This window comes from Streptomyces sp. NPDC048565 (assembly GCF_040650935.1).
Taxonomy (GTDB): domain Bacteria; phylum Actinomycetota; class Actinomycetes; order Streptomycetales; family Streptomycetaceae; genus Streptomyces.
The window spans coordinates 67,791-87,552 of the sequence record NZ_JBEZIH010000027.1; the positions used below are offsets into that span (position 1 = coordinate 67,791).

Consider the following 19,762-nt stretch of genomic DNA (forward strand, 5'->3'; position numbering starts at 1 on the left):
GGTCCGGAGGGGGGACCCGGCCCCGTCAGCGTCCGGGCCCGGAGGGCGCGGCGTCACCGAGCGCGGCCGCCGCGCGGACGAGCGCGGCGACGGCCGGTGAGCGGCTGCCGTGCGGCCATGCCAGCACCGTGGTGACGTCCGGGGCGTCGGTGACGGGAACCGCGATGTGATCGGGCCACTGCCACGCCCGGCTGGATGCCGGGATGACGAGCAACGTCCGCCCGAGTGCGACGAGTTGGGCGAGCTGCGCCTGGGTGTGCACCTCCGGGCCCGGACCGTCGGGGTAGGACCCGTCGAGCCGGGGCCACCGGGCTATGGGCAGGTCCGGCACATCGCGTACATCCGCCGTCGTGAGCTGATCGCGCGACGCGAGCGGATGCCCGGCGGGAAGGAGTGCGATCTGGCTCTCGACGAGGAGATCCTCGGTGTCGAACCCGGCGAGGTCGTCGAACGGGCGGTGCATCAGGGCCACGTCCGCTTGTCCGTCGCGCAGTCGCCGTGCCTGCTCGCCGACCTCGCACAGCAGGACCTCGACCGGCGGCGCACCGGATTCGCTCGCCAGCGCGTCGAGGAGCTGTCGCAGCAGCGCGTGGGACGCCCCGGCCTTCGTCACGAGTACGAGCGGCCGCTTCGGATCCCCGGCACGCCGCGTCCGACGCGCGGCCGCCTCCACCGCGTCAAGGGCGGTCCGGGCCTCGTGGAGCAGCACCCTGCCCGCGCCGGTGAGCGCCGCCCCGCGACGGTCCCGGTCGAGGAGCCGGACGCCGAGCCGGTGCTCCAGCAGACGGATCGCGCGCGAGAGCGGCGGCTGCGCGATCCCGAGCCGATCGGCCGCACGCCCGAAGTGCAGTTCCTCGGCTACGGCGATGAAATACCGCAGCTCGCGGGTCTCCAGATCGTCCATGACGGAAGCCTACGTCCTGATACCTGGCAGGTATCACGATGTACCGGACCGGTCTTGGACAACGATCACGGGGACGCCGAGCATGGACCGGGTGAACACCACGAAGGACACCAAGAACACCAAGAACACCGAGAACACCGAGAACACCGAGGGCACCAGGACCGCGTTGGTCACCGGCGCGAACAAGGGGATCGGTTTCGCCATCGCCCAGGGGCTCGGGGCGATCGGCTTCACGGTCGCGGTGGGAGCGCGTGACGAGGCCAGGCGCGAGGAGGCCGTCGGGCGGCTGCGTGCCGCAGGCGTCGACGCGTTCGGCGTCGCCCTCGACGTCACCTCCGACGGCAGCGTCGCCGCGGCGGCGAAGACCATCGAACGGACGGCGGGACGACTCGACGTCCTCGTCAACAACGCGGGCATCTCCGGCCGGACCGACGGCGGCGCGCAGGACCCGGTGACGCTCGACCTCGACGTCGTCCGCACCGTCCTCGAAACGAACGTTCTCGGGGTCGTGCGGGTGACGAACGCGATGCTCCCGCTGCTCGGCCGTGCGGGCTCGCCGCGCATCGTCAACATGTCGAGCAACATGGGCTCGTTGACGCTACAGACGGGTCCGGCGATGGCCGCGTACGCACCGTCGAAGTCGATGCTCAACAGCATCACGGCCCAGTACGCCCGTCGGCTCGCCGATACGGACATCATCGTGAACGCCGGCTGCCCCGGCTATGTCGCGACCGATTTCACCGGCTTCAACGCACCACGGACGCCCGAGCAGGGCGCCGCGATCGCGATCCGGCTCGCCACCCTGCCGGACGACGGGCCGCGCGGCGGCTTCTTCGACGACGAGGGCGTCGTCCCCTGGTGACCGCGGGGACGGGGGCTGCGGGTCAGCTGCGGCGCAGTCCGGCCAGCAGGATGTCGAGCAGGTGCTCGGCCCGTCGGGGCGCTCCGTGCTCCGTGCCCGTGAGCAACTGGTAGAGCACCGAGCCGATCAGCGCGTCGGCGACCGCTTCGAGGTCGGCGTCGGCACGCAACTCGCCGCCGGCCACTCCCGCGCGCAGCCAGCTCAGGATGGCCGTGTACTGCGCGTGGGTGCGCTGCCTGTAGAGAGCCTCCGCATCGTGCGGGCTCTCTGCGGCAGCCGCGACGAGGGCCCGGATCATGGCCGCGTGGTGCGGGTCCCCGACGGATGTGGCGTACGCCCGGACCCATGCGGTCAGCTGTTGGGTGGTGCCGGTGTCGTGCGGACCGGGTGAGTCGAAGCCGGGTGCCGCCGCGAGGAAGCTGTGCAGCACGGCGTCGCCGACGAGGGCGGCCTTGGAGGACCAGCGGCGGTAGAGCGTGGGCTTGCCGACGCCCGCCGCCGCGGCGACCTTCTCCATCGACAGGCCGGCGTAGCCCTCGTCCACGAGGACCTCGCGCGCCGCTTTCAGGATGGCCTCGTCCCTGGTCGCGTCCCGGGGCCGCCCCGGCCGTCTCGCATCGTCCATGGAGCCCCATCCTACGAGTAGACTCCATTTTAATTACGAAACGGTTCGTAACGTTAATGGAGGGTGCCGCCATGGGCGCGAACGTGGTCGTCGTCATCGGTGTCGGGGGAATGGGGCAGGCCATCGCCCGGCGCCAGGGCACGGGCAACAAGGTGCTGCTCGCCGACTACGACGAGGAGACGCTCACCACCGTCGCGGAACTGCTGCGCGGGCAGGGCCACGACGTCACGACGCAAGCGGTCGACGTCTCCTCCCGGCCTTCGGTGGCCGCCCTCGCCGAAATGGCGGCGCGGCTCGGACCCGTCACCCAGGTCGTCCACACGGCGGGCCTCTCTCCGGTGCAGGCCTCGGCCGCCGCTGTTCTGCGGGTGGACCTGCTCGGCACGGCTCTGGTCATCGAGGCGTTCGGGCGGGTCGTAGCTCCGGGCGGTGCGGGCCTGGTGATAGCCAGCATGGCTGGTCACATGCTGCCCGCCCCTCTGAGCGCGGAGCAGGAGGGCGCCCTCGCGCACTCACCCGCCGACGCGCTGCTGGGCCTGCCGTTCACCGACCCGGAAGTCCTCGGACAGGGCGCCTACGTACTGGCGAAGTACGGCAACCGGCTGCGTGTCCAGGCCGCAGCTACCTCCTGGGGAGAGCGGGGCGCCCGCATCAATTCCATCAGCCCCGGCGTGATCGCGACGCCTATGGGGCTGAAGGAACTCGACGGGGACAGTGGCGAACACATGCGTGCCATGGTCTCCGCGTCGGGAACCGGTCGCCTGGGGACCCCCGACGACATCGCCGACGCGGCGGCCTTCCTGCTCGGCCCCGGAGCGACCTTCATCACCGGCAACGATCTGCTCGTCGACGGCGGCGTCGTCGCGTCCCTGCGCTCGGCCGTCCTCGATACGGCCGGGCCGGGGGCAACTCCCAAGGACATGCGATAGGTTGCCCGCCATGACCGGACTCGGACCCGTCACCTGGCCACCCGCACCGATCAGGACGGAACGGCTCCTGCTCCGCGCGTCCGAGGCCCGGGACCGGGCGGCGTTCATCGAACTCTTCTCCTCGCCCGAGGTGCGTACGTACCTGGGCGGCACCCGACCGCGCGACGAGCTCGAACGCGCGGTGCCCGAGGTGCCCGGGCGGCGCCCCGGCCTCTTCGTGATCGACCTCGACGGGGCGATGATCGGCATGGTCGCCCTCGACCGGCGAGGCGCGGAACGCCCGGGGCACATCAGCCCGGACGGCGGGGAGGCCGAACTCGGCTACACCTTCCTGCCGGAGGCGTGGGGACACGGATACGCCGTCGAGGCGTGCACAGCAGCACTCACGTGGTGCGCCGACACGCTTCCCGGCGAACCGGTGGTGCTCTGCACCCAGACCGCCAACACCCGCTCGATGCGCCTCGCGGCCAAGCTGGGATTCACCGAGGTGGACCGGTTCGAGGAATACGGCGCCGAGCAGTGGTTCGGCGCCATTCCCCCGGCCACGCGGCCGGCTTGAGCTCGGCCATCGCGTGATGCAACGGAAGCAGGAACGCGACGACGAACAAGCCGAACAGATTGATGACCAATAGCCCGTCAAGACGCAACAATCCCGCGAGATCATCCTTCAACCAGTGCCAGTTGCCTATCCAGTTCGCGCCGGCGTCCATCACCATCACAGCGCCTGCCAGCCAGACCCCTGCCCTCCGCGTGAGCATCACCAGGACGACGACCAGCGGGTCGAGAACCACCAGGGCGACGAAGAACACTTGCAGCGGCACCCACTGGAACGGTGCGTAGGCGTGGATGCCGGCACGGGCCAGATCCAGAACGTGGGCGCCGAATCCTTCAAGGAACCCGATCACGTACACCGCGAGGACCCATCTCACCCACGGTCTCTGTCTGCTCCACCGCTCGCGCAGCGCGAACACGTGCCTGCCGTCAGTTCTCGGCGGCGTACGTCAGGAAGACTGCCCACGTGGTGGGGGTGAAGCCGAGGTGGGGGCCGGGCAGATCCTTGGAGTCACGGACGTGCACGGTGCGGGGGGTAGTGGCCACCTCGACGCAGTCCGCTTCACTGCTGTTGCTGCTGTAGCTGCTCTTGAACCAATTCAGTTCGTCAGCGCCCTCGGCGGGCAGCTCGCTGATCATGTTTCTCCCAGAAGTTGCTCGATGAAGGCCAGCGACTCCCGAGGGGTGAGAGCCTGGGCCCGGATCATGCCATACCGCAGCTCAAGCACTCGAAGGTGCTTCGGGTCGGATACGGCGCGGCCGTTGAACGCCCCTTCCGAGCGGCCCAGTGCCGCTCCGTCCTTGAACTTCAGCACCTGCGTCTCTCCTTGCATTCCGGCGTGCTCCTCGCGAGCGATCGGCATGACCTGGATGGAGACCTGCCGCAACTCACCTACGGACAGCAGATGTTCGAGCTGGCGGCGCAGGACCATTGTGCCCCCGAGCGGGCGTCTCAGCGTTGCCTCCTCCTGTACGAAGCTGAGTGCAGGAGCTGGGGTTCGCTCGAAGATCGTCTGCCTGGCCATGCGAGCGGCGACCGCCTGCTCGATCGCATCCGGCGAGTACGCGGGTAGCCGCATCTCGAAGAGCGCCCGCGCATACTCGGCGGTCTGAAGCAGACCGTGCAGGTTGTGGTCCCCGTATGCGAGGAGCTCGACCGCCTGTGCCTCCAACCTCGCCAGGTCACGCACCTTCTTCGGATACCGGACCTCCGCCATCTCCCTCTTCAGCAGGGCGAGTTTGCCACCCGCGCCCAGTACCTCGTCCGCCCTGTCCAGGAACTCCGGCCGAGGGATGCGGCGGCCGCCCTCCACCTTGTAGACCAGGTCCTCCCCGTAACCGATCGCGGCCCCGAACTCCCCGGCCCGCATGCCTGCGGCCTCCCGCCAGGCCTTGATCTGGCGGCCCACCGTGGCGGCCATGGTGACTCCCGACTCGTCATCGGGATCGACGTCCCAACCCGCCTCGTCAGCCCCTTCGTTACCCCGTGCCGTACCTGCCTCGTCCACGCTCATCCGTGCCCCACTTCCGACGCGCTTGCCGTTCTTGCACCAACCCCTGTCGTCCCCGGCACGTCACCCCGGACAGTCGGGACAGCGCCGGACAGAGACAGGACAGTCGCCGTACGTAACCGGCTGATCCCTCTTCACGGTAAGCAATCGGGGCCACGCTGAGTGATATGACCGAAGAAATCACCCGAACCGAACATTCCGCTCCCGCGCGGCAGTTCACCGTGCTGCTCTCCTCCACCCGCCGGGGTGCCAGGCTCGCCCGCCTGCTGACCACGGCGCATCTGGGCGAATGGGGGCTGCCCACGGAGCCGGCGGCGAACATCGTTGCCGAACTGGCCACGAACGCTGTCGCGCACGGCCGCGTACCGGGGCGGGACTTTCGGCTATACCTCGCGGTCCACCACCAGGCATTTCTCCGTATCGAGGTGTCCGATACCCAGGGTTACAGCCTCCCTCCCGCGCCAGGGACCGTCGAGGCGACCCCGGGTGACGCGGAGTCGGGGCGCGGCCTGCTGATCGTCGAGGCACTTGCGGACCGCTGGGGCGTGGACGTCGGGCCGGTCCCGCGCAAGACGGTCTGGGCGGAAATCGACCTCGGGCGGTGACGGCCACTACCTCGCTTGCCTGGGCCGAGCAGCCCCACTTCGCACCTTGTCACTCACCTGGATGATATTGGCCAACTGGGATGGATCTGGGGAGGGTTGTCGGGCATATGCTCTCGGCAATCCCTTCCAGCTCTCCGAACGGAGCTTCATGGTCAGCGCACCGCACGAAGCGATGCACCGCATCTTCCAGGAATATCCGGAGCTCGTCTCACACCTCTCCGGCGTTCAGCACAGATCACCCGGCCGAAGCGTCCTGATTCGGGAACGGCTGCGGGATCTTCGCGCTGGCTCGATAGCCGTCGGGTACGCCCTCGACCAGGGCGACCATCGAGGTTGAGTGCTCGGTGCGGAGAGGCAGTATCGCCTGGTAGTTCGGCGACGCGTACCACTCCTGAGCACTGGTCAGATCGGGAAATTCCAGGATCACGATGTCGCCGCCCCAGGTTCCCTCATGCCCGACGAGCTGCCCGCCGTGCACGAGGAAGCGGCCGCCGTACGGTGCCGTCGTGGCCTCGACCTGCTCGATGTACTCCGCGATTTCCGGGCCGGCCTCGACATCCCTCAGGTAACCGATCGCGTACGCGCGCGGCGCCGTCATGCCGGCACCTTGTCCAGAAAACCGTGTACGTCCTGGATCCGGCCCGACTCGTCCAGCACCAGGACATCGAATCCGATCACCAGCGGCTCGGCTCCCTCCGGGCCCAGGCCCCAGCGGAAACGCACCTGGCGGTGGTGGGCGTCGGCCTCGCCGACCGGGGTGAACACGAACCCGGGAAACTGCGTCCGGACGGCATCGACGACTGCCGTGATCCCATCGTGGCCAGAGACCTCGGCCATCGGATCGGTGTAGGTCGCCGCGGGCGACCAATGCTTGGAGAGCAGGGCCGCACGCTCGTCGCCGGTCGCGTTCCAGGTGGCCAGGTACTGCTGAACGACAGCCTTCATGATTGATTTTCTCCCGTGTATCTCGATCGGCTGATGTCCCACATCCTGGTCCGGTCCCGGTCGGCAGAGCCATGACCTCACAGGTCATGGCCACCCGGACATGGCCCCTTAGGCTCATGGGCATGAGCGTTGCAGCCGAAGCCCTACCGGTCGGTGCGTTGTTGCGGACCTGGCGTGAGCGACGCCGTTTCAGCCAGCAGGAGCTGTCCAACCGATCGCGGGTGTCCACCCGGCACCTCAGCCGGGTGGAGACCGGCAAGGCGCACCCGACGCCGGAGATGCTCATGCGTCTCTCCGACAACCTGGATGTGCCGCTGCGGGAACGCAACCGGCTCCTGTTGGCCGCCGGCTACGCACCGCGCTATCAGGACCACCGATGGGACGACATATCGATCGAGGTGGTGATGGATGGTCTGCGCCGGCTTCTCGACGCCCACCTGCCCTACCCCGCCCTGCTGTTGGACGATCACTGGGACATCATCGACGCCAATGCTGCCGTTGATCAGCTGCTGGCCGGTTGCGCGCCGGAGTTGCTGGAGCCGCCGATCAATGTGGTCCGGGTCTGCCTCCATCCGGACGGGCTGGCCCGCCGGGTCGGCAATCTCGCGGAGTGGGGCAGCCACCTTCTGCAACAGGTGAGTCACCGTGCCGAGCGCACCCATGATCAGCGCCACCACGAGCTTGCCGCGGAGATCGCGGGTTACGTCGGCAAACCCGATGCCTCCAGCTCCCTCACAGGGCCGGTGATCACCCTCGAAATCGACGTCGACGGTTGCCCGCTGCGTTTTTTCAGCGCCTCCGCCACCCTCAGCACCGCCACCGATGCGGCCTTGGAGGGGCTGCATCTGGAGACGTTCCTGCCGGCCGACGACGAGACTCGACGCCGGTTCGATCAGCGATAGACAATCACCAGCGGCGCCAAGAGGGGCCGGCACCCCTCACCGCGACCGTCATGCGCATGCTGCGCGAGCACGGCGAACAGACCACCGCGCCTCTGGCGTCGTAGGAGACTGGCCGCCCTGCCCAGCGAGGGACAGGACCATTCCGTGGCGTTCAACCAAGCGGCATTACCGCCGCGCCGCACGGGAGAGGTCCGGAGGTCGGCCCGGGTTCGGGCCGGCGGGGAAGCGACGTCCGGACCTCTCCGCGCAGTGACCGGCCCGGTCGGCCGGGCGCGTGGGGTCCGGGTTTCCGGCCCCCCGGCCGACCGGGCCGGAGTCGGGACGAACTTAACAGGCTCGCAATATCTTGCGTAAGGCCTTGCAGGAAGAAATCTCCACGGTTTCGTGGATGTGAGCGGGATGTAATCGCGTCGTGTCCAGAGGGTTGACCAGGGAAGGTCCGGCTCGTACGGTCTGCGCACATGAAGTTTTGCAGGCTTGCTGCAAGAAGCTTCATGAGCCTTGAGGGCACGGCGCGTTGCCATGTGAGGCTGCACAGCCATCCCCGCTCTGCCCCCCGCCGCAGGAGGAACCTCATGGCACACAGACCCTTGCCCGGTGCGCTCGCCCTCGTCCTGGGCGCCGCGGTCCTCGCCGTCCCCACGGGGCTCGGCGCCGCCGGTACGGCCCAGGCCGCGCCGTCGGGTGAGAAGGACGTCACCGCGGTGATGTTCGAGTGGAAGTTCGACTCGGTGGCGGCAGCGTGCACCGACAGTCTCGGCCCCGCCGGTTACGGCTACGTCCAGGTCTCGCCGCCCCAGGAGCACATCCAGGGCGGGCAGTGGTGGACCTCGTACCAGGCCGTCAGCTACAAGATCGCCGGCCGGCTCGGGGACCGTACGGCCTTCGAGAACATGGTGAGCACCTGCCATGGGGCCGGGGTCAAGGTCGTCGCGGACTCGGTCATCAACCACATGTCGTCCGGTTCCGGCACCGGCACCGGCGGTTCCTCGTACTCCAAGTACGACTACCCGGGCACCTATTCGGTCAGCGACATGGACGACTGCCAGTCGGACATCAACAACTACGGCGACCGGGCCAACGTCCAGAACTGCGAACTGGTGGGGCTCGCCGACCTGGACACCGGCGAGGACTACGTACGCGGCAAGATCGCCGGCTATCTGAACGACCTGCTCTCGCTCGGCGTCGACGGCTTCCGGATCGACGCCGCCAAGCACATGCCGGCCGGCGACCTCGCCAACATCAAGTCCCGGATCGGCGACCCCGGTGTGTACTGGAAGCAGGAGGCGATATACGGGGACGGCGAGGCGGTCTCGCCGTCCGAGTACCTCGGCACGGGTGACGTCCAGGAGTTCCGCTACGGCCGCAGTCTCAAGCAGGTCTTCAACAACGAGAACCTCGCCGAGCTGAAGAACTTCGGCGAGGGCTGGGGCTTCATGGAGTCCGGCAAGTCCGCCGTCTTCGTCGACAACCACGACACCGAGCGCGGCGGCGACACCCTGAACTACAAGGACGGCGCCAACTACACCCTGGCGAACGTCTTCATGCTCGCCTACCCCTACGGCTCCCCGGACGTCCACTCCGGATACGAGTGGTCCGACAAGGACGCGGGCCCGCCCAACGGCGGCCAGGTGAACGCCTGCTACAGCGACGGCTGGAAGTGCCAGCACGCCTGGACCGAGATCTCCTCCATGGTCGGCTTCCGCAACGCCGCAGGTGGCGAGGGGGTCTCGGACTGGTGGGACAACGGCGGCGACCAGATCGCCTTCGGCCGGGGCTCCAAGGCGTACGTCGCCATCAACCACGAGGGTTCCTCGCTGAGCCGTACGTTCCAGACGTCCCTGCCCGCCGGCGACTACTGCGACGTCCAGTCCGGCAACGGCGTCACCGTCGACGGATCCGGACAGTTCACCGCCACCCTGGGCGCGAACACCGCCGTCGCGCTGCACGTCGACGCCCGTACCTGCACCGGCGGCAACATCACCTGGGAGAGCGGCGCCGACCGTACCGCCACCGTGCCGTCCTCAGGCAAGGTCGCCCTGACCGCCGACGTCTGGCGCAGCTGATCCACACCTCCGCGGGCCGAGGAGCCGGGGCGAGCGTCCCCGGCTCCCCGGCCCGCACCGCTTCGCACCGCCACTGCGCACCCCCGTTTCACACTGCCGCTTCACACCGCCGCTTGATCCCCCTGAACGCCGAGGAGTACCCGCCCGTGTCCCGAACCACCCTCCGCCGAGGGGCGGCCGCGCTGCTGTGCGCGGCGTTGCTTCCCCTCGTGCCGGCGGCCTCCGTGTCCGCCGCTCCCAGGCCGAGCGCCCTCGCCTCGACGACCGCCGGCGAAGCCCCGTCCGTGGACCTCACGAAGTCCGAGGCCCAGTGGATCGACGCGAACACCGTCGTCTGGAAGGTGAAGGCCACCGGCGCCACCAGCCAGCAGCTCGTGTACGCGAAGAACGGCGGCATCTCCGTCGTCGACGGTGACCTCTCCGACGCGGGGCAGCGGATCCGTCTCGGCGCCGCCGGACTCACCGACGCGCAGAAGGCGAAGTACCCGCACCTCAAGGACTTCCCGGCGTTCACCGTCGACACCCGCGACCGTGGCAAGGCCCGGGCCGCCCTGCGCGGCCAGCTGATCGCCACCCAGCGGGCGGCGGACGGTGCGCTGCTCGCCGCCACGGGCGTACAGACCGCGAGTGTGCTGGACGCGCTGTACGGGAAGGCCGCGAGCCGGTCCGACCTCGGCCCCGTCTTCCGCCGGAGCACCCCGACGCTCTCCGTCTGGGCACCCACCGCCCGCACCGTGTCGCTCGAACTCGAAGCCGGCAGCGGCAAGGGCAGCAGGGCAGGCAAGGGCGGGAAGGCGGTGGCGACCGTTCCGATGCGCCGCGACGACCGCACCGGCGTCTGGTCGGTCACCGGGAAGAAGAGCTGGGCAGGCGCGTCCTACCGTTACGTCGTCCAGGTCTGGGCGCCCACCGTCCGGAAGATGGTCACCAACAAGGTCACCGACCCGTACTCCACCGCCCTGACCGCCGACTCCGCCCGCAGTCTCGTCGTCGACCTCGACGACCCGAAGCTGGCGCCGCGCGGCTGGTCCGCGCTGAGGAAGCCCGCAGCCGTGCCGCTGCGCGACGCCCAGATTCAGGAACTGCACATCCGTGACTTCTCGATCACGGACAGCACGTCGAAGCACCCCGGTGAGTATCTCGCCTTCACCGACACCCGTTCCGACGGGATGAAGCACCTCAGGCAGCTCGCGGACTCCGGCACCAGCTATGTGCACCTGCTGCCCGCCTTCGACATAGGGACCGTCCCGGAGAAGAAGTCCGACCAGCAGGAGCCGGGCTGCGACCTGCCCGCCCACGCCGCCGACTCCGAGGAGCAGCAGGCCTGCGTTACCGAGGCCGCCGCGAAGGACGGCTTCAACTGGGGCTACGACCCGCTGCACTACACGGTGCCCGAGGGTTCGTACGCCTCGGGCCCCGAAGGCACCAAGCGCACCGTCGAATTCCGGCAGATGGTCCAGGGCCTCAACGGCGCCGGGCTGCGCACCGTCATGGACGTCGTCTACAACCACACCGTCGCCTCGGGGCAGGACGACAAGTCCATCCTCGACAGGATCGTGCCCGGCTACTACCAGCGGCTCCTGGACGACGGCACCGTCGACACCTCCAGCTGCTGCGCCGACACCGCGACCGAGAACACCATGATGGGCAAGCTCGTCGTGGACTCGGTGGTCACCTGGGCCAAGGAGTACAAGGTCGACGGATTCCGCTTCGACCTGATGGGCCACCACCCGAAGGCCAACATCCTGGCCGTCCGCGAGGCACTCGACGCGCTGACCCCCGCCAGGGACGGCGTCGACGGGAAGAAGATCGTCCTGTACGGCGAGGGCTGGAACTTCGGTGACATCGCCGACGACGCGCGCTTCGTCCAGGCCACCCAGAAGAACATGGCCGGCACCGGCATCGCCACCTTCTCCGACCGGGCCCGCGACGCCGTGCGCGGCGGCGGCCCCTTCGACGAGGACCCCGGCGTCCAGGGCTTCGCCTCCGGCCTCTACACCGACCCCAACGCCTCGCCCGCCAACGGCACCGAGGCCGAACAGAAGGCCCGGCTGCTCCACTACCAGGACCTGATCAAGGTCGGCCTGACCGGCAACCTCGCCGACTACACCTTCACCGACAGCCAGGGCCGTACGGTCAAGGGCTCGGGCGTCGACTACGGCGGTGCCCCGGCCGGTTACGCGGCGGCGCCCGGCGACGCGCTGGCCTACGCGGACGCCCACGACAACGAAACCCTCTACGACGCCCTCGCCTTCAAGCTCCCCGCGGACACCACGGCGGCCGACCGGGCCCGTATGCAGGTCATGGCGATGGCGACCGCCACCCTCTCGCAGGGGCCGTCGCTCTCCCAGGCCGGCACGGACCTGCTGCGCTCCAAGTCGCTGGACCGTAACTCCTACGACAGTGGTGACTGGTTCAACACGCTGAACTGGGACTGCCGCAAGGGCAACGGCTTCGGCCGAGGGTTGCCGCCCGCCGCCGACAACGAGGACAAGTGGTCCTACGGCAAGCCCCTGCTGACCTCCGCCGCACTCACCCCCGGGTGCGCGGAGATCACCGGTGCGTCCGCCGCCTACCAGGACCTGCTCAGGATCCGCACCACCGAGAAGGACTTCGGCCTCGCGACCGCCGGACAGGTGCAGCACTCCCTGTCCTTCCCGCTCTCCGGCAAGGAGGAGACCCCGGGGGTCATCACGATGCGCCTGGGCAAGCTCGTCGTCGTCATGAACGCGACCCCCGGCACGCAGAGCCAGGCGATCCCCGGTCTCGCGGGGAAGGCGTACGCCCTGCACCCCGTGCAGGCGGCCGGCTCGGACGCCACGGTCAAGAAGTCCTCGTACGAGAGGAAGTCGGGCGGCTTCACCGTGCCGGGACGCACGGTCGCCGTGTTCTCCCACCGCTGACAGATACCGACACCGCTGACAGCACCGACACCGCACCAGCCGGTCCCGGCTCCCGCCCTCGTGGCGGAAGCCGGGACCGGCCGTCTCGGCCCTCCCTTGTGCGCGCGGCGCGGGCACGCGAAGCTGGAGCCGTACACGTACATGTCCACGCACGCTGTACACATATACGGACCGCTACCCGCCCTCAGGAGCGCCTGATGCCGCAGATCACCGTCGACTACTCCGCCGAGCTCGACGACAGCTTCGACCGGCGCGGCTTCGCGCTCGCCCTGCACCCGGTCATCGCCGAGACGGTGTCGACCAAGGTCGCCGCCTGCAAGACCCGGTTCCACCGGGCCGATGCCTTCGTCGCCGGAGACGCCGAGACGGGCGACGCCGTGGTGAACGTCTCCATCGCCCTGCTGCCCGGCCGGACCCCCGAGATCAAGGCCCAGCTGACGGAAGCCGTACTGGCGTTGCTGGCCGGGCACCTGAAGCCCGCCGACGGTCTCACCGTCCATGCCTCGGCCGAGGTCAGGGACCTGGACGCCTCCTACCGCAAGGACTGAGGCAGCCGCTGCGGCGGGACGGCCGGTGCGGCGGGCGCCAGGACCGAGAGCCTGGCGAGCAGTTCGCCGAACGGGCCGTCCGCCGGCTCCTGAGCGAAGACCCGCAGCATGATGCCGGCCATCTCCTGGTCGTACGCGGCGCTCACCGACGCCAGCGCCGCGAAGTCGTGCACCAGCTGCAACTCCAGCTCCGCACGCGGGATGTGCTTCCCGTCGAGCCAGAGCAGCGCCGTCGACTCGGCCAGCGACACCCAGGACCGTACGACGAGCTCAAGACGGGCGGGTGGCTGCGGGACGTCGAGATGCGCGATGATCTGCTCGTACGCCGCCTGACGCACCCCGTCCACCAGGGCGTTGGCCGTGGACGAGCCGCCCGCGGGGCCGCCCCGCATCAGGGCGGCGAAGCCACGGCCGTGCTCGTCGACGAAGTCGAAGAACCGGCGCATCACGCGGATCAGGCGGGCCCCCAGGGGCCCTTCGTGTGCTTCGAGGAAACGGCCGGACAGCTCGTCCGCCGCACGCTTCAACGCCGCCTCGTACAGGCTGCGCTTCCCCGGGAAGTAGTGGTAGACCAGCGGGCGCGAGATCCCCGCCGCCGCCGCGATCTCGTCGATCGAGACCTCGTCGGGCGAGCGGCTGCTGAACAACTCCAGCGCGACACCGATCAACTGGGCCCTGCGCTGATCGACGCCCATCCTGCGTCGCACCCCGGTCGTCATGAACAACAGCGTACTGACTGGTGGAAGCGGAAGCGGACTCCAGGGGGCCGCTTATGGCCGAGCGGCCCGGTCAACGGCGTTGATCGCCGGCTCGGCACACGCGCGGCCGCGTCACCGCAGCGACCCCGCCCGCCTGCCGTCCGTCAGCAGACCGTCGAGACGGGGCCGGTCGCCCTCGCCGGCGGGCAGTGCGAGGAACCGCCCGTCGGCGCGGCCCGTCACGCCGCCCGTCGCGGTCAGGGACACGAACTGCCGGGAGCCCGCCGCCAGTACGTACCACCGGCCGCCGTCCGACTTCCACAGCACGCCCGCCAGCACCCGTGGCCGGCGTACCCCGCAGTCCGGCGAGTCCTCGGCGCGGGCCGCGACCGCCGCCGGCGCACCGGCGCCGCCCGAGAGCTCCGGTGGCGCCTGGAACTGCGCCAGGACCCTGCTGCCCGTGCCCCTCCAGGTGTCCGCCCTGGTGCAGAACCACAGGGCGTCCCCCGCCCCCTCCGGGAGCCGCTGCGCCGCGTACGGCCAGGAGTTCACCGACCGGACGCCGTTGGAACTGACCGTGGGCAGGAGACAGGCGGTGCGCGCCCAGCTCTCCCGCTCGGCCCGCCCCGACACATCGTGCGGGGCGGACGGCGCGCCGGAGGTGAGGCGTACGGGGGTGAGCTCACCCAGATCCGTCATCAGCCGCGCCGTGGTGCCGTCCCCCAGCTCAAGGGCCTGCCAGGAGTGGCAGTCCGCCCGGGCCCCCTCCTGGGTCCCGGGCTCCGTCAGCGGGTCCGTCACCCCGTGACGGTCGCGGGGCAACGGCCGGGCCGCCGCGTGCGGCGCGAGCAGGTCCCGCACCCCGGCCTCCCGCACCCAGGGGGCGGTCAGATAGCGGATCCGGCCGGCCCTGCGCTGCACCACCAGGGCACTCGCCCCCACCGCGTCCGCCCCGTCCACCCGGGCGAAGTCCAGGGCCGCGCCCCCGGACGGGTCGGCGTTGCGCGGCTCGGCGTAGCGCACGACGCGCAGACCGTCGTGGAACAGCACCACGGCCGCCGGGCCGACCTCGCCCGCGTACAGCAGCTGTGGCGGACCCATCGGTGGCCCGTCGGGCGTGCCCGGTGTCGCCGAGGGGACCACCGCGGGGCCGGGCCGCGCCCACGCGGCGAGGGCGCGGCCCAGCAGGCGGGTGTCCCCGGTCCGGTCGCCGCGCGTGGGCCAGACCGTGAAGTCCCGGCGCGCGGCCGCCCGCCAGAGCCCCTGGGGCACCCGGCGCACCTCGGCCGGATCCAGCGCCAGCTGGGCGGTGGCGTTGCGTGAGTAGAGCGGCGCGGACGTGGCGCGCGGGCCGCCCAGGCCGTCCCCCGGCATCAGCAGCAGGGTCCCGCAGACCAGCAGGGCGCCGGCCCCGGCCAGCAGGGCGCGCCCGCGCCGCCGCCTGCGCACCGGATCGGTCGGTCTGACCTGGAGCGAACAGGGGTCGAACTCCGGTGAGGCCAGCAGGGTGTAGGGCGCCGTGAGCGCGTCGGCCTCCAGCAGGGCTGCCCGTGGGTCGTCGACACCCGCCGCTTCCAGGACCCGGCACACCTCGGCGTCGTCGAGCCCTTCGAGGCCACGCAGCACATGCGCGGCCCGGCAGGGCGCGGATGTGTCGGCCAGGGCCTGCTCCAGGGCCAGTTCGTCCGCGCCGCAGGAGTGCGGGAACAGCCGCAGCCCCCACACCTGGGGCACCAGCGGCGGGAGCTGCGCCCGCCGCGGCCGGCCGAACCGCAGCAGCGGCAGCCCCGCCTCCAGCGCGAAGCGCAGCACCCGCAGGCGTACATGGGCGTACGCGAACCCTGGATCCGCCGCCTGCCCGCCTGCCAGGGCCCGCTGGGCCAGTCCATGGGCCGACAGGACCCGGCGGTTGCGGCCGAGCGAGGGCGCCAGCACGAGATACGCGAGCCGCACCAGCCGGGCGTAGTGCTCGGCGGGCGCGGCCTCGGCCCGCTCCCCGACGGCCCGCCCCGCATACGGGCGGCCGGCGGACGGCGGTACTGCTCGCAGTGGTGGCATATTCAGCTGAACGAGCGAATGGTGCGATGGTCACTCCGGCGTGCGCCCGGGGCGCGGGCCTGCTACGTCGGCACGGTGTCCATGGAGGCTCCCGTCATCCGGTTGGCCAGTGTCGAGATCGTGTAGGTGCCGATGCCGAGAACCACCTCCAGAGCGTTGCGGGAGGTGTAGCCCAGTGCCCGGAAGTCCCGGAGGGCGTCATCCCCGACCGCGCCCGCCGTTTCCAGCGCGGCAAGGGTGAACCGCCGTATGCCCTCCAGTCGTTCGTCCGGCAGGGGCTGCTGCCCGCCAGGGGCCCGCAGTGCCGTGACGAGCTCGGGCGCCGCGCCGAGCGACGTCAGTCTCGCCGTGTGCAGTCCCACGCAGATGTGACATGCGTTGCGCGTCGCCATCGTCATGACGACGACCTCGCGGGACAGCGGGTCCAGGGTGCTCGACTCGAACGCCGCACTCGCCCGGAGGAAGCCGTCGAGCGTTTCCGGCGAAGTGGCCAGCCGGGCCACGCCGGACGGAACCCGGCCGCCCTGTTTCCTGCCCATGGCCTCCATGGTGCGGCGCGCGGCGGGTGGCGCCGAGTCGAGGGTGTGATCGGGGAAGTACGTAGCGCCAGCGAGATCGGCCGGCGTCTCGGCGTCTCCAAGCAGGCCGCCGGGAAGACGGTCGACAGGCTGGAGGGCCTCGGATACGTGGAGCGGATCGACGACCCCGACGACCGCCGGCGCAAACGGGTCAGGCTCACCGCGCGCGGCATCGACGTGTTGATCAGATCTGCCGAGGGCTTCGACCGGATCCGCGCGGAGTGGGTCGAGGTGTTGGGCGCGGAGCGGGTCGGCGCCCTGGAGGCGGATCTGCGCAGGATGGTGCCCGCGGCCGCGTTCCGGCTGGACGCGGAAAGGTGGTTCGCGGGCTGAGCTCCGCCGGCCCCGCGGTCAGCCCCGGTCGAGGTACGCGAGGACCGCCAGTACGCGGCGGTTGTCGTCGTCGGACACGGGCAGGCCGAGCTTGCCGAAGATGTTCGAGGTGTGCTTGGCCACCGCCCGCTCCGTGACCACCATCTGCGCGGCGATGGCCACGTTGGACCGGCCCTGTGCCATCAGCTCCATGACCTCGCGTTCCCGGGGTGTCAGGGCGACGATCGGCTCGTCCGCCGAGCGCCGTGACAGCAGCTGCGAGATGACCTGCGGGTCCATCGCGGTGCCCCCGGCGGCGACCCGGCGTACCGCGTCGATGAACTGGTCGGCGTCGAAGACCCGGTCCTTCAGCAGATAGCCGATGCCACCGTTGCCGTCGGCCAGCAGCTCCCTGGCGTACAGCTGCTCCACATGCTGCGACAGGACGAGCACCGGCAGCCCGGGTCTGCTGCGTCGGGCGGCCAGCGCGCACTGCAGGCCCTCGTCGGTGTGGGACGGCGGGAGCCGGACGTCGACCACGGCGACGTCCGGTTCCAACTCGGCGAGTGCCTTGGTCAGTTCGGGCCCCGTCTCGACCGCGGCCGCGATCTCGAAGTCGTAGGCTTCGAGCATGCGCACGAGGCCGTCGCGGAGCAGGAAGAGATCTTCGGCTAGGACAACGCGCAAGGGATCTCCATGGTCACCATGGTGGGGCCGCCCGCAGGGCTGCTGACGGCCAGTACGCCGTCGAATGTACCCAGTCGGCGTTCGATTCCGCTCAGCCCCGAGCCGGATCCGACGGACGCACCGCCCTTGCCGTTGTCCGTGACGGAGATCCGCAGCATGCCGTCGGTGTGGTGCATGTCCACCCACAGGCGGTCGGCGCCCGAGTGCTTCACCACGTTCGTCAGGGCCTCGCTGACGGCGAAGTACGCCGCCGACTCGACCGGGGCGTCCGCCCGGCCGGGGAGCTCCACGGTCACCTCGGACGCGACCGGCAGCCGCAGCGCCAGCGCCTTCACCGCGTCCCCGAGCCCCCGCTCGGCGAGCACCGGCGGGTGGATGCCCCGTACGAGGTCACGCAGCTCGGTGAGGGCCTCCGCGGATGACGTACGCGCCATCGACAGCAGCTTCTTGGCCTCGGCCGGGTCCTTCTCCATGAGCGCCTCGATGGTGCCGAGATTCATGCCCATGGCGACCAGCCTGGCCTGTGCCCCGTCGTGCAGGTCCCGCTCGATGCGCCGCAGTTCGGACGCCGCCGTGTCCACGGCCTCGTGCCGGGTCTCGGTGAGCCGGTCGATGCGCTGTGTGAGCTCCCCCTGGGTGGGCGAGAGCGACGCCCGGGCGAGCACGAAGTGCAGCCGCAGCAGGGGCCGGCTCGCCCACAGGCCGACGAGGAGGAACACGACGCCGAGTGCCGCGGCGGCCAGGCCCGTCGCCTGGCTGGTGACCGGCACGAAGGCGTACCAGTAGGTGTCGTCCTGGAAGACCCGCCACAGCCCCGCCGCCAGGACGAACCCCTCCAGCGGGTAGGCCAGCAGCGCGAAGGCGAAGACCAGCAGCACATAGCCCGCCGTCATGTCGAGCAGCAGCCATCGCAGGTCACGCCAGGTCGCCGGGTCCTTCAGCAGCAGCGTGGTGCGCTCCACCTGCCCGGTGAAGCCGGTGCGCGGATCCTTCGGGAACGGCCGGTAGGGGACCGGGATACGGACGTCCGACCACTCCGCGGCGAGCAGTCTGCGCCGGTTGGCGTGCGTGCGCACCGCTTCCATGATCTGTGGAGTGGTGATCAGCCCGACGCCGAGCGGCACGAAGACGATCGAGACGACCGACAGGACGAAGAGAGTGACCGAGCCCACGATGCTCGCGAAGGACAGGACGAACGCCCGCCCACCGGCGAGCAGCGCGGTCCGTGCCCGGCCCTGTGCCGAATTCATGATGATGTCTCCCCTCGCCGGGTCCACGTCGGATCCCGTTCGGCACCCAGTCTCGCCTGTGGTCAGGGGGCACCGTCAGCCGTCCGGCCACCCGACGGTGGTGTACCTGGCACCACCCCTGAGACGGCGGGAGGCCCCGGGCAGGAACCCGGGGCCTCCCGTACGGGCGGTGTGTGATCAGGGCGCGTACTTGTAGCCCACGCGCCGCACGGTCTGGATCGACCTGCGGTGCTCGACGCCCAGCTTGCGGCGCAGCCGGGCCACATGGACGTCGACGGTGCGCCCGTCGCCCACATGCCCGTAACCCCAGACCGTCGTCACCAGCTGATCGCGGGTGTGCACCCGGTGCGGGTGCGCCACCAGATGCGCGAGCAGCTCGAATTCGAGGTACGTGAGGTCGAGTGTGAGGCCGTTCACGGACGCGGTGCGCCGGGTGGAGTCGATCACCACGGGCCCGGCGGGAGGCGCGGCCGGCTCCGGCACGAACTCACGGTGCTGGGCCGAGGCCACGGCACCGGCCAGAGCCGGCTGCTGGTCGGCGGGCACGAGCACCAGGTAGCCGACCATCGGAGGCCGGCCCGGCAGGGCCGGGAGCGTGTGCGCGGGTGCGGGCAGCCAGGTCGCGCCGGGTGGCAGGAAACCGGCCACGTCCGAGAGCTCGACGACCTCGTCACGGTCGACGGCACGCAGCCGATGGCGGTTGGGGGACAGGGTGTTGCGAGCGGTGGTGGTGGCCGCAGCGGGCACCGCGGACGCCGCGGTGGCGGCGGACGCGGTGGGGAAGGGACGGGTGTTCGCCATGAGGGTCAGCTCTTTCGCGCGAGGAG

20 protein-coding genes and 2 pseudogenes are annotated in these 19,762 nt (G+C 70.4%); 9 read left to right on the forward strand and 13 right to left on the reverse strand.

The genetic code is table 11. The features are described 5' to 3' along the window. Positions 1 to 25 precede the first annotated feature (25 nt). On the reverse strand, positions 26 to 904 hold the full coding sequence (locus AB0C75_RS28445; RefSeq protein WP_362894583.1) for a LysR family transcriptional regulator: 879 nt from the start codon (positions 902 to 904) through the stop codon (positions 26 to 28). Positions 905 to 1,070: 166 nt separating this feature from the next. Here AB0C75_RS28445 and AB0C75_RS28450 point away from each other — a divergent pair, with 166 nt between their 5' ends. Next, complete coding sequence (locus AB0C75_RS28450) at positions 1,071 to 1,766, forward strand: SDR family oxidoreductase (RefSeq protein ID WP_362894634.1); 696 nt, start codon at positions 1,071 to 1,073, stop codon at positions 1,764 to 1,766. 22 nt (positions 1,767 to 1,788) lie between these two features. Here the strand turns inward: AB0C75_RS28450 and AB0C75_RS28455 are convergent, their stop codons facing one another. Beyond that, positions 1,789 to 2,391 (reverse strand): TetR/AcrR family transcriptional regulator, encoded by a 603-nt coding sequence (locus AB0C75_RS28455; RefSeq protein WP_362894584.1) that lies wholly within the window; start codon positions 2,389 to 2,391, stop codon positions 1,789 to 1,791. A gap of 71 nt (positions 2,392 to 2,462) precedes the next feature. Here AB0C75_RS28455 and AB0C75_RS28460 point away from each other — a divergent pair, with 71 nt between their 5' ends. Further along, positions 2,463 to 3,320 carry an SDR family oxidoreductase gene (locus AB0C75_RS28460; RefSeq protein ID WP_362894585.1) on the forward strand — a complete coding sequence of 286 codons (858 nt, stop codon included), beginning with the start codon at positions 2,463 to 2,465 and terminating at the stop codon, positions 3,318 to 3,320. 10 nt (positions 3,321 to 3,330) lie between these two features. Continuing rightward, positions 3,331 to 3,879: a GNAT family N-acetyltransferase gene (locus tag AB0C75_RS28465; protein ID WP_362894586.1), complete on the forward strand. Its 549-nt coding sequence runs from the start codon at positions 3,331 to 3,333 to the stop codon at positions 3,877 to 3,879. On the opposite strand, the gene AB0C75_RS28470 is transcribed toward AB0C75_RS28465, so the two are convergent. The 3 genes from AB0C75_RS28470 to AB0C75_RS28480 are packed head-to-tail and all read right to left on the reverse strand — an operon-like array spanning position 3,800 to position 5,386. Continuing rightward, positions 3,800 to 4,291, reverse strand: a complete 492-nt coding sequence (locus AB0C75_RS28470; RefSeq protein ID WP_362894587.1) for a hypothetical protein — start codon at positions 4,289 to 4,291, stop codon at positions 3,800 to 3,802. The genes AB0C75_RS28465 and AB0C75_RS28470 overlap by 80 nt on opposite strands. A gap of 10 nt (positions 4,292 to 4,301) precedes the next feature. After that, complete coding sequence (locus AB0C75_RS28475; RefSeq protein ID WP_362894588.1) at positions 4,302 to 4,511, reverse strand: DUF397 domain-containing protein; 210 nt, start codon at positions 4,509 to 4,511, stop codon at positions 4,302 to 4,304. Next, the gene (locus AB0C75_RS28480; RefSeq protein WP_362894589.1) at positions 4,508 to 5,386 is read right to left on the reverse strand and encodes a helix-turn-helix transcriptional regulator; all 879 of its coding nucleotides are present in this window, start codon (positions 5,384 to 5,386) and stop codon (positions 4,508 to 4,510) included. The genes AB0C75_RS28475 and AB0C75_RS28480 overlap by 4 nt, the downstream gene beginning before the upstream one ends. 164 nt (positions 5,387 to 5,550) lie before the next feature. Here AB0C75_RS28480 and AB0C75_RS28485 point away from each other — a divergent pair, with 164 nt between their 5' ends. Then, a complete protein-coding gene (locus tag AB0C75_RS28485) occupies positions 5,551 to 5,988 on the forward strand; it encodes an ATP-binding protein (RefSeq protein WP_362894590.1) in 438 nt (145 codons plus the stop codon). Positions 5,989 to 6,223: 235 nt separating this feature from the next. Here AB0C75_RS28485 and AB0C75_RS28490 read toward each other — a convergent pair whose 3' ends face one another. Then, positions 6,224 to 6,586 carry a DUF1330 domain-containing protein gene (locus tag AB0C75_RS28490; protein WP_362894591.1) on the reverse strand — a complete coding sequence of 121 codons (363 nt, stop codon included), beginning with the start codon at positions 6,584 to 6,586 and terminating at the stop codon, positions 6,224 to 6,226. Further along, on the reverse strand, positions 6,583 to 6,933 hold the full coding sequence (locus AB0C75_RS28495; protein ID WP_362894592.1) for a nuclear transport factor 2 family protein: 351 nt from the start codon (positions 6,931 to 6,933) through the stop codon (positions 6,583 to 6,585). Before AB0C75_RS28495 ends, AB0C75_RS28490 begins: the two co-directional genes overlap by 4 nt. Before the next feature lie 122 nt (positions 6,934 to 7,055). Between AB0C75_RS28495 and AB0C75_RS28500 the strand changes: the two genes are divergently transcribed. The 4 genes and pseudogenes from AB0C75_RS28500 (at position 7,056) to AB0C75_RS28515 (ending at position 13,352) form a co-directional block, all read left to right on the forward strand. Then, complete coding sequence (locus AB0C75_RS28500; protein WP_362894593.1) at positions 7,056 to 7,835, forward strand: helix-turn-helix transcriptional regulator; 780 nt, start codon at positions 7,056 to 7,058, stop codon at positions 7,833 to 7,835. Between the two features lie 575 nt (positions 7,836 to 8,410). Further along, complete coding sequence (locus tag AB0C75_RS28505) at positions 8,411 to 9,901, forward strand: alpha-amylase family glycosyl hydrolase (protein WP_362894594.1); 1,491 nt, start codon at positions 8,411 to 8,413, stop codon at positions 9,899 to 9,901. 266 nt (positions 9,902 to 10,167) lie between these two features. Continuing rightward, positions 10,168 to 12,804 (forward strand): annotated as a pseudogene (gene pulA, locus AB0C75_RS28510) (pullulanase-type alpha-1,6-glucosidase); the annotation flags it as partial. A gap of 197 nt (positions 12,805 to 13,001) precedes the next feature. Beyond that, positions 13,002 to 13,352: an isomerase gene (locus tag AB0C75_RS28515; protein ID WP_362894595.1), complete on the forward strand. Its 351-nt coding sequence runs from the start codon at positions 13,002 to 13,004 to the stop codon at positions 13,350 to 13,352. Here the strand turns inward: AB0C75_RS28515 and AB0C75_RS28520 are convergent. The 3 genes from AB0C75_RS28520 to AB0C75_RS28530 form a co-directional block, all read right to left on the reverse strand. Further along, positions 13,337 to 14,071 (reverse strand): TetR/AcrR family transcriptional regulator, encoded by a 735-nt coding sequence (locus tag AB0C75_RS28520; RefSeq protein WP_362894596.1) that lies wholly within the window; start codon positions 14,069 to 14,071, stop codon positions 13,337 to 13,339. The two genes, AB0C75_RS28515 and AB0C75_RS28520, sit on opposite strands and share 16 nt — an antisense overlap. A gap of 111 nt (positions 14,072 to 14,182) precedes the next feature. Beyond that, positions 14,183 to 16,108 (reverse strand): hypothetical protein, encoded by a 1,926-nt coding sequence (locus tag AB0C75_RS28525; protein ID WP_362894597.1) that lies wholly within the window; start codon positions 16,106 to 16,108, stop codon positions 14,183 to 14,185. 62 nt (positions 16,109 to 16,170) lie between these two features. Next, positions 16,171 to 16,656 carry a carboxymuconolactone decarboxylase family protein gene (locus AB0C75_RS28530; protein WP_362894598.1) on the reverse strand — a complete coding sequence of 162 codons (486 nt, stop codon included), beginning with the start codon at positions 16,654 to 16,656 and terminating at the stop codon, positions 16,171 to 16,173. Positions 16,657 to 16,710: 54 nt separating this feature from the next. Here AB0C75_RS28530 and AB0C75_RS28535 point away from each other — a divergent pair. Beyond that, positions 16,711 to 17,019: pseudogene (locus tag AB0C75_RS28535) on the forward strand (MarR family transcriptional regulator); the annotation flags it as partial. Positions 17,020 to 17,037: 18 nt separating this feature from the next. Here AB0C75_RS28535 and AB0C75_RS28540 read toward each other — a convergent pair. From AB0C75_RS28540 to AB0C75_RS28550, 3 genes are all read right to left on the reverse strand, one after another. Beyond that, positions 17,038 to 17,685: a response regulator transcription factor gene (locus tag AB0C75_RS28540; RefSeq protein ID WP_362894599.1), complete on the reverse strand. Its 648-nt coding sequence runs from the start codon at positions 17,683 to 17,685 to the stop codon at positions 17,038 to 17,040. After that, on the reverse strand, positions 17,670 to 18,935 hold the full coding sequence (locus AB0C75_RS28545) for a sensor domain-containing protein (RefSeq protein ID WP_362894600.1): 1,266 nt from the start codon (positions 18,933 to 18,935) through the stop codon (positions 17,670 to 17,672). Before AB0C75_RS28545 ends, AB0C75_RS28540 begins: the two co-directional genes overlap by 16 nt. Positions 18,936 to 19,112: 177 nt before the next feature. Further along, positions 19,113 to 19,736 carry a winged helix-turn-helix domain-containing protein gene (locus AB0C75_RS28550; protein ID WP_362894601.1) on the reverse strand — a complete coding sequence of 208 codons (624 nt, stop codon included), beginning with the start codon at positions 19,734 to 19,736 and terminating at the stop codon, positions 19,113 to 19,115. Between the last annotated feature and the right edge of the window lie 26 nt (positions 19,737 to 19,762).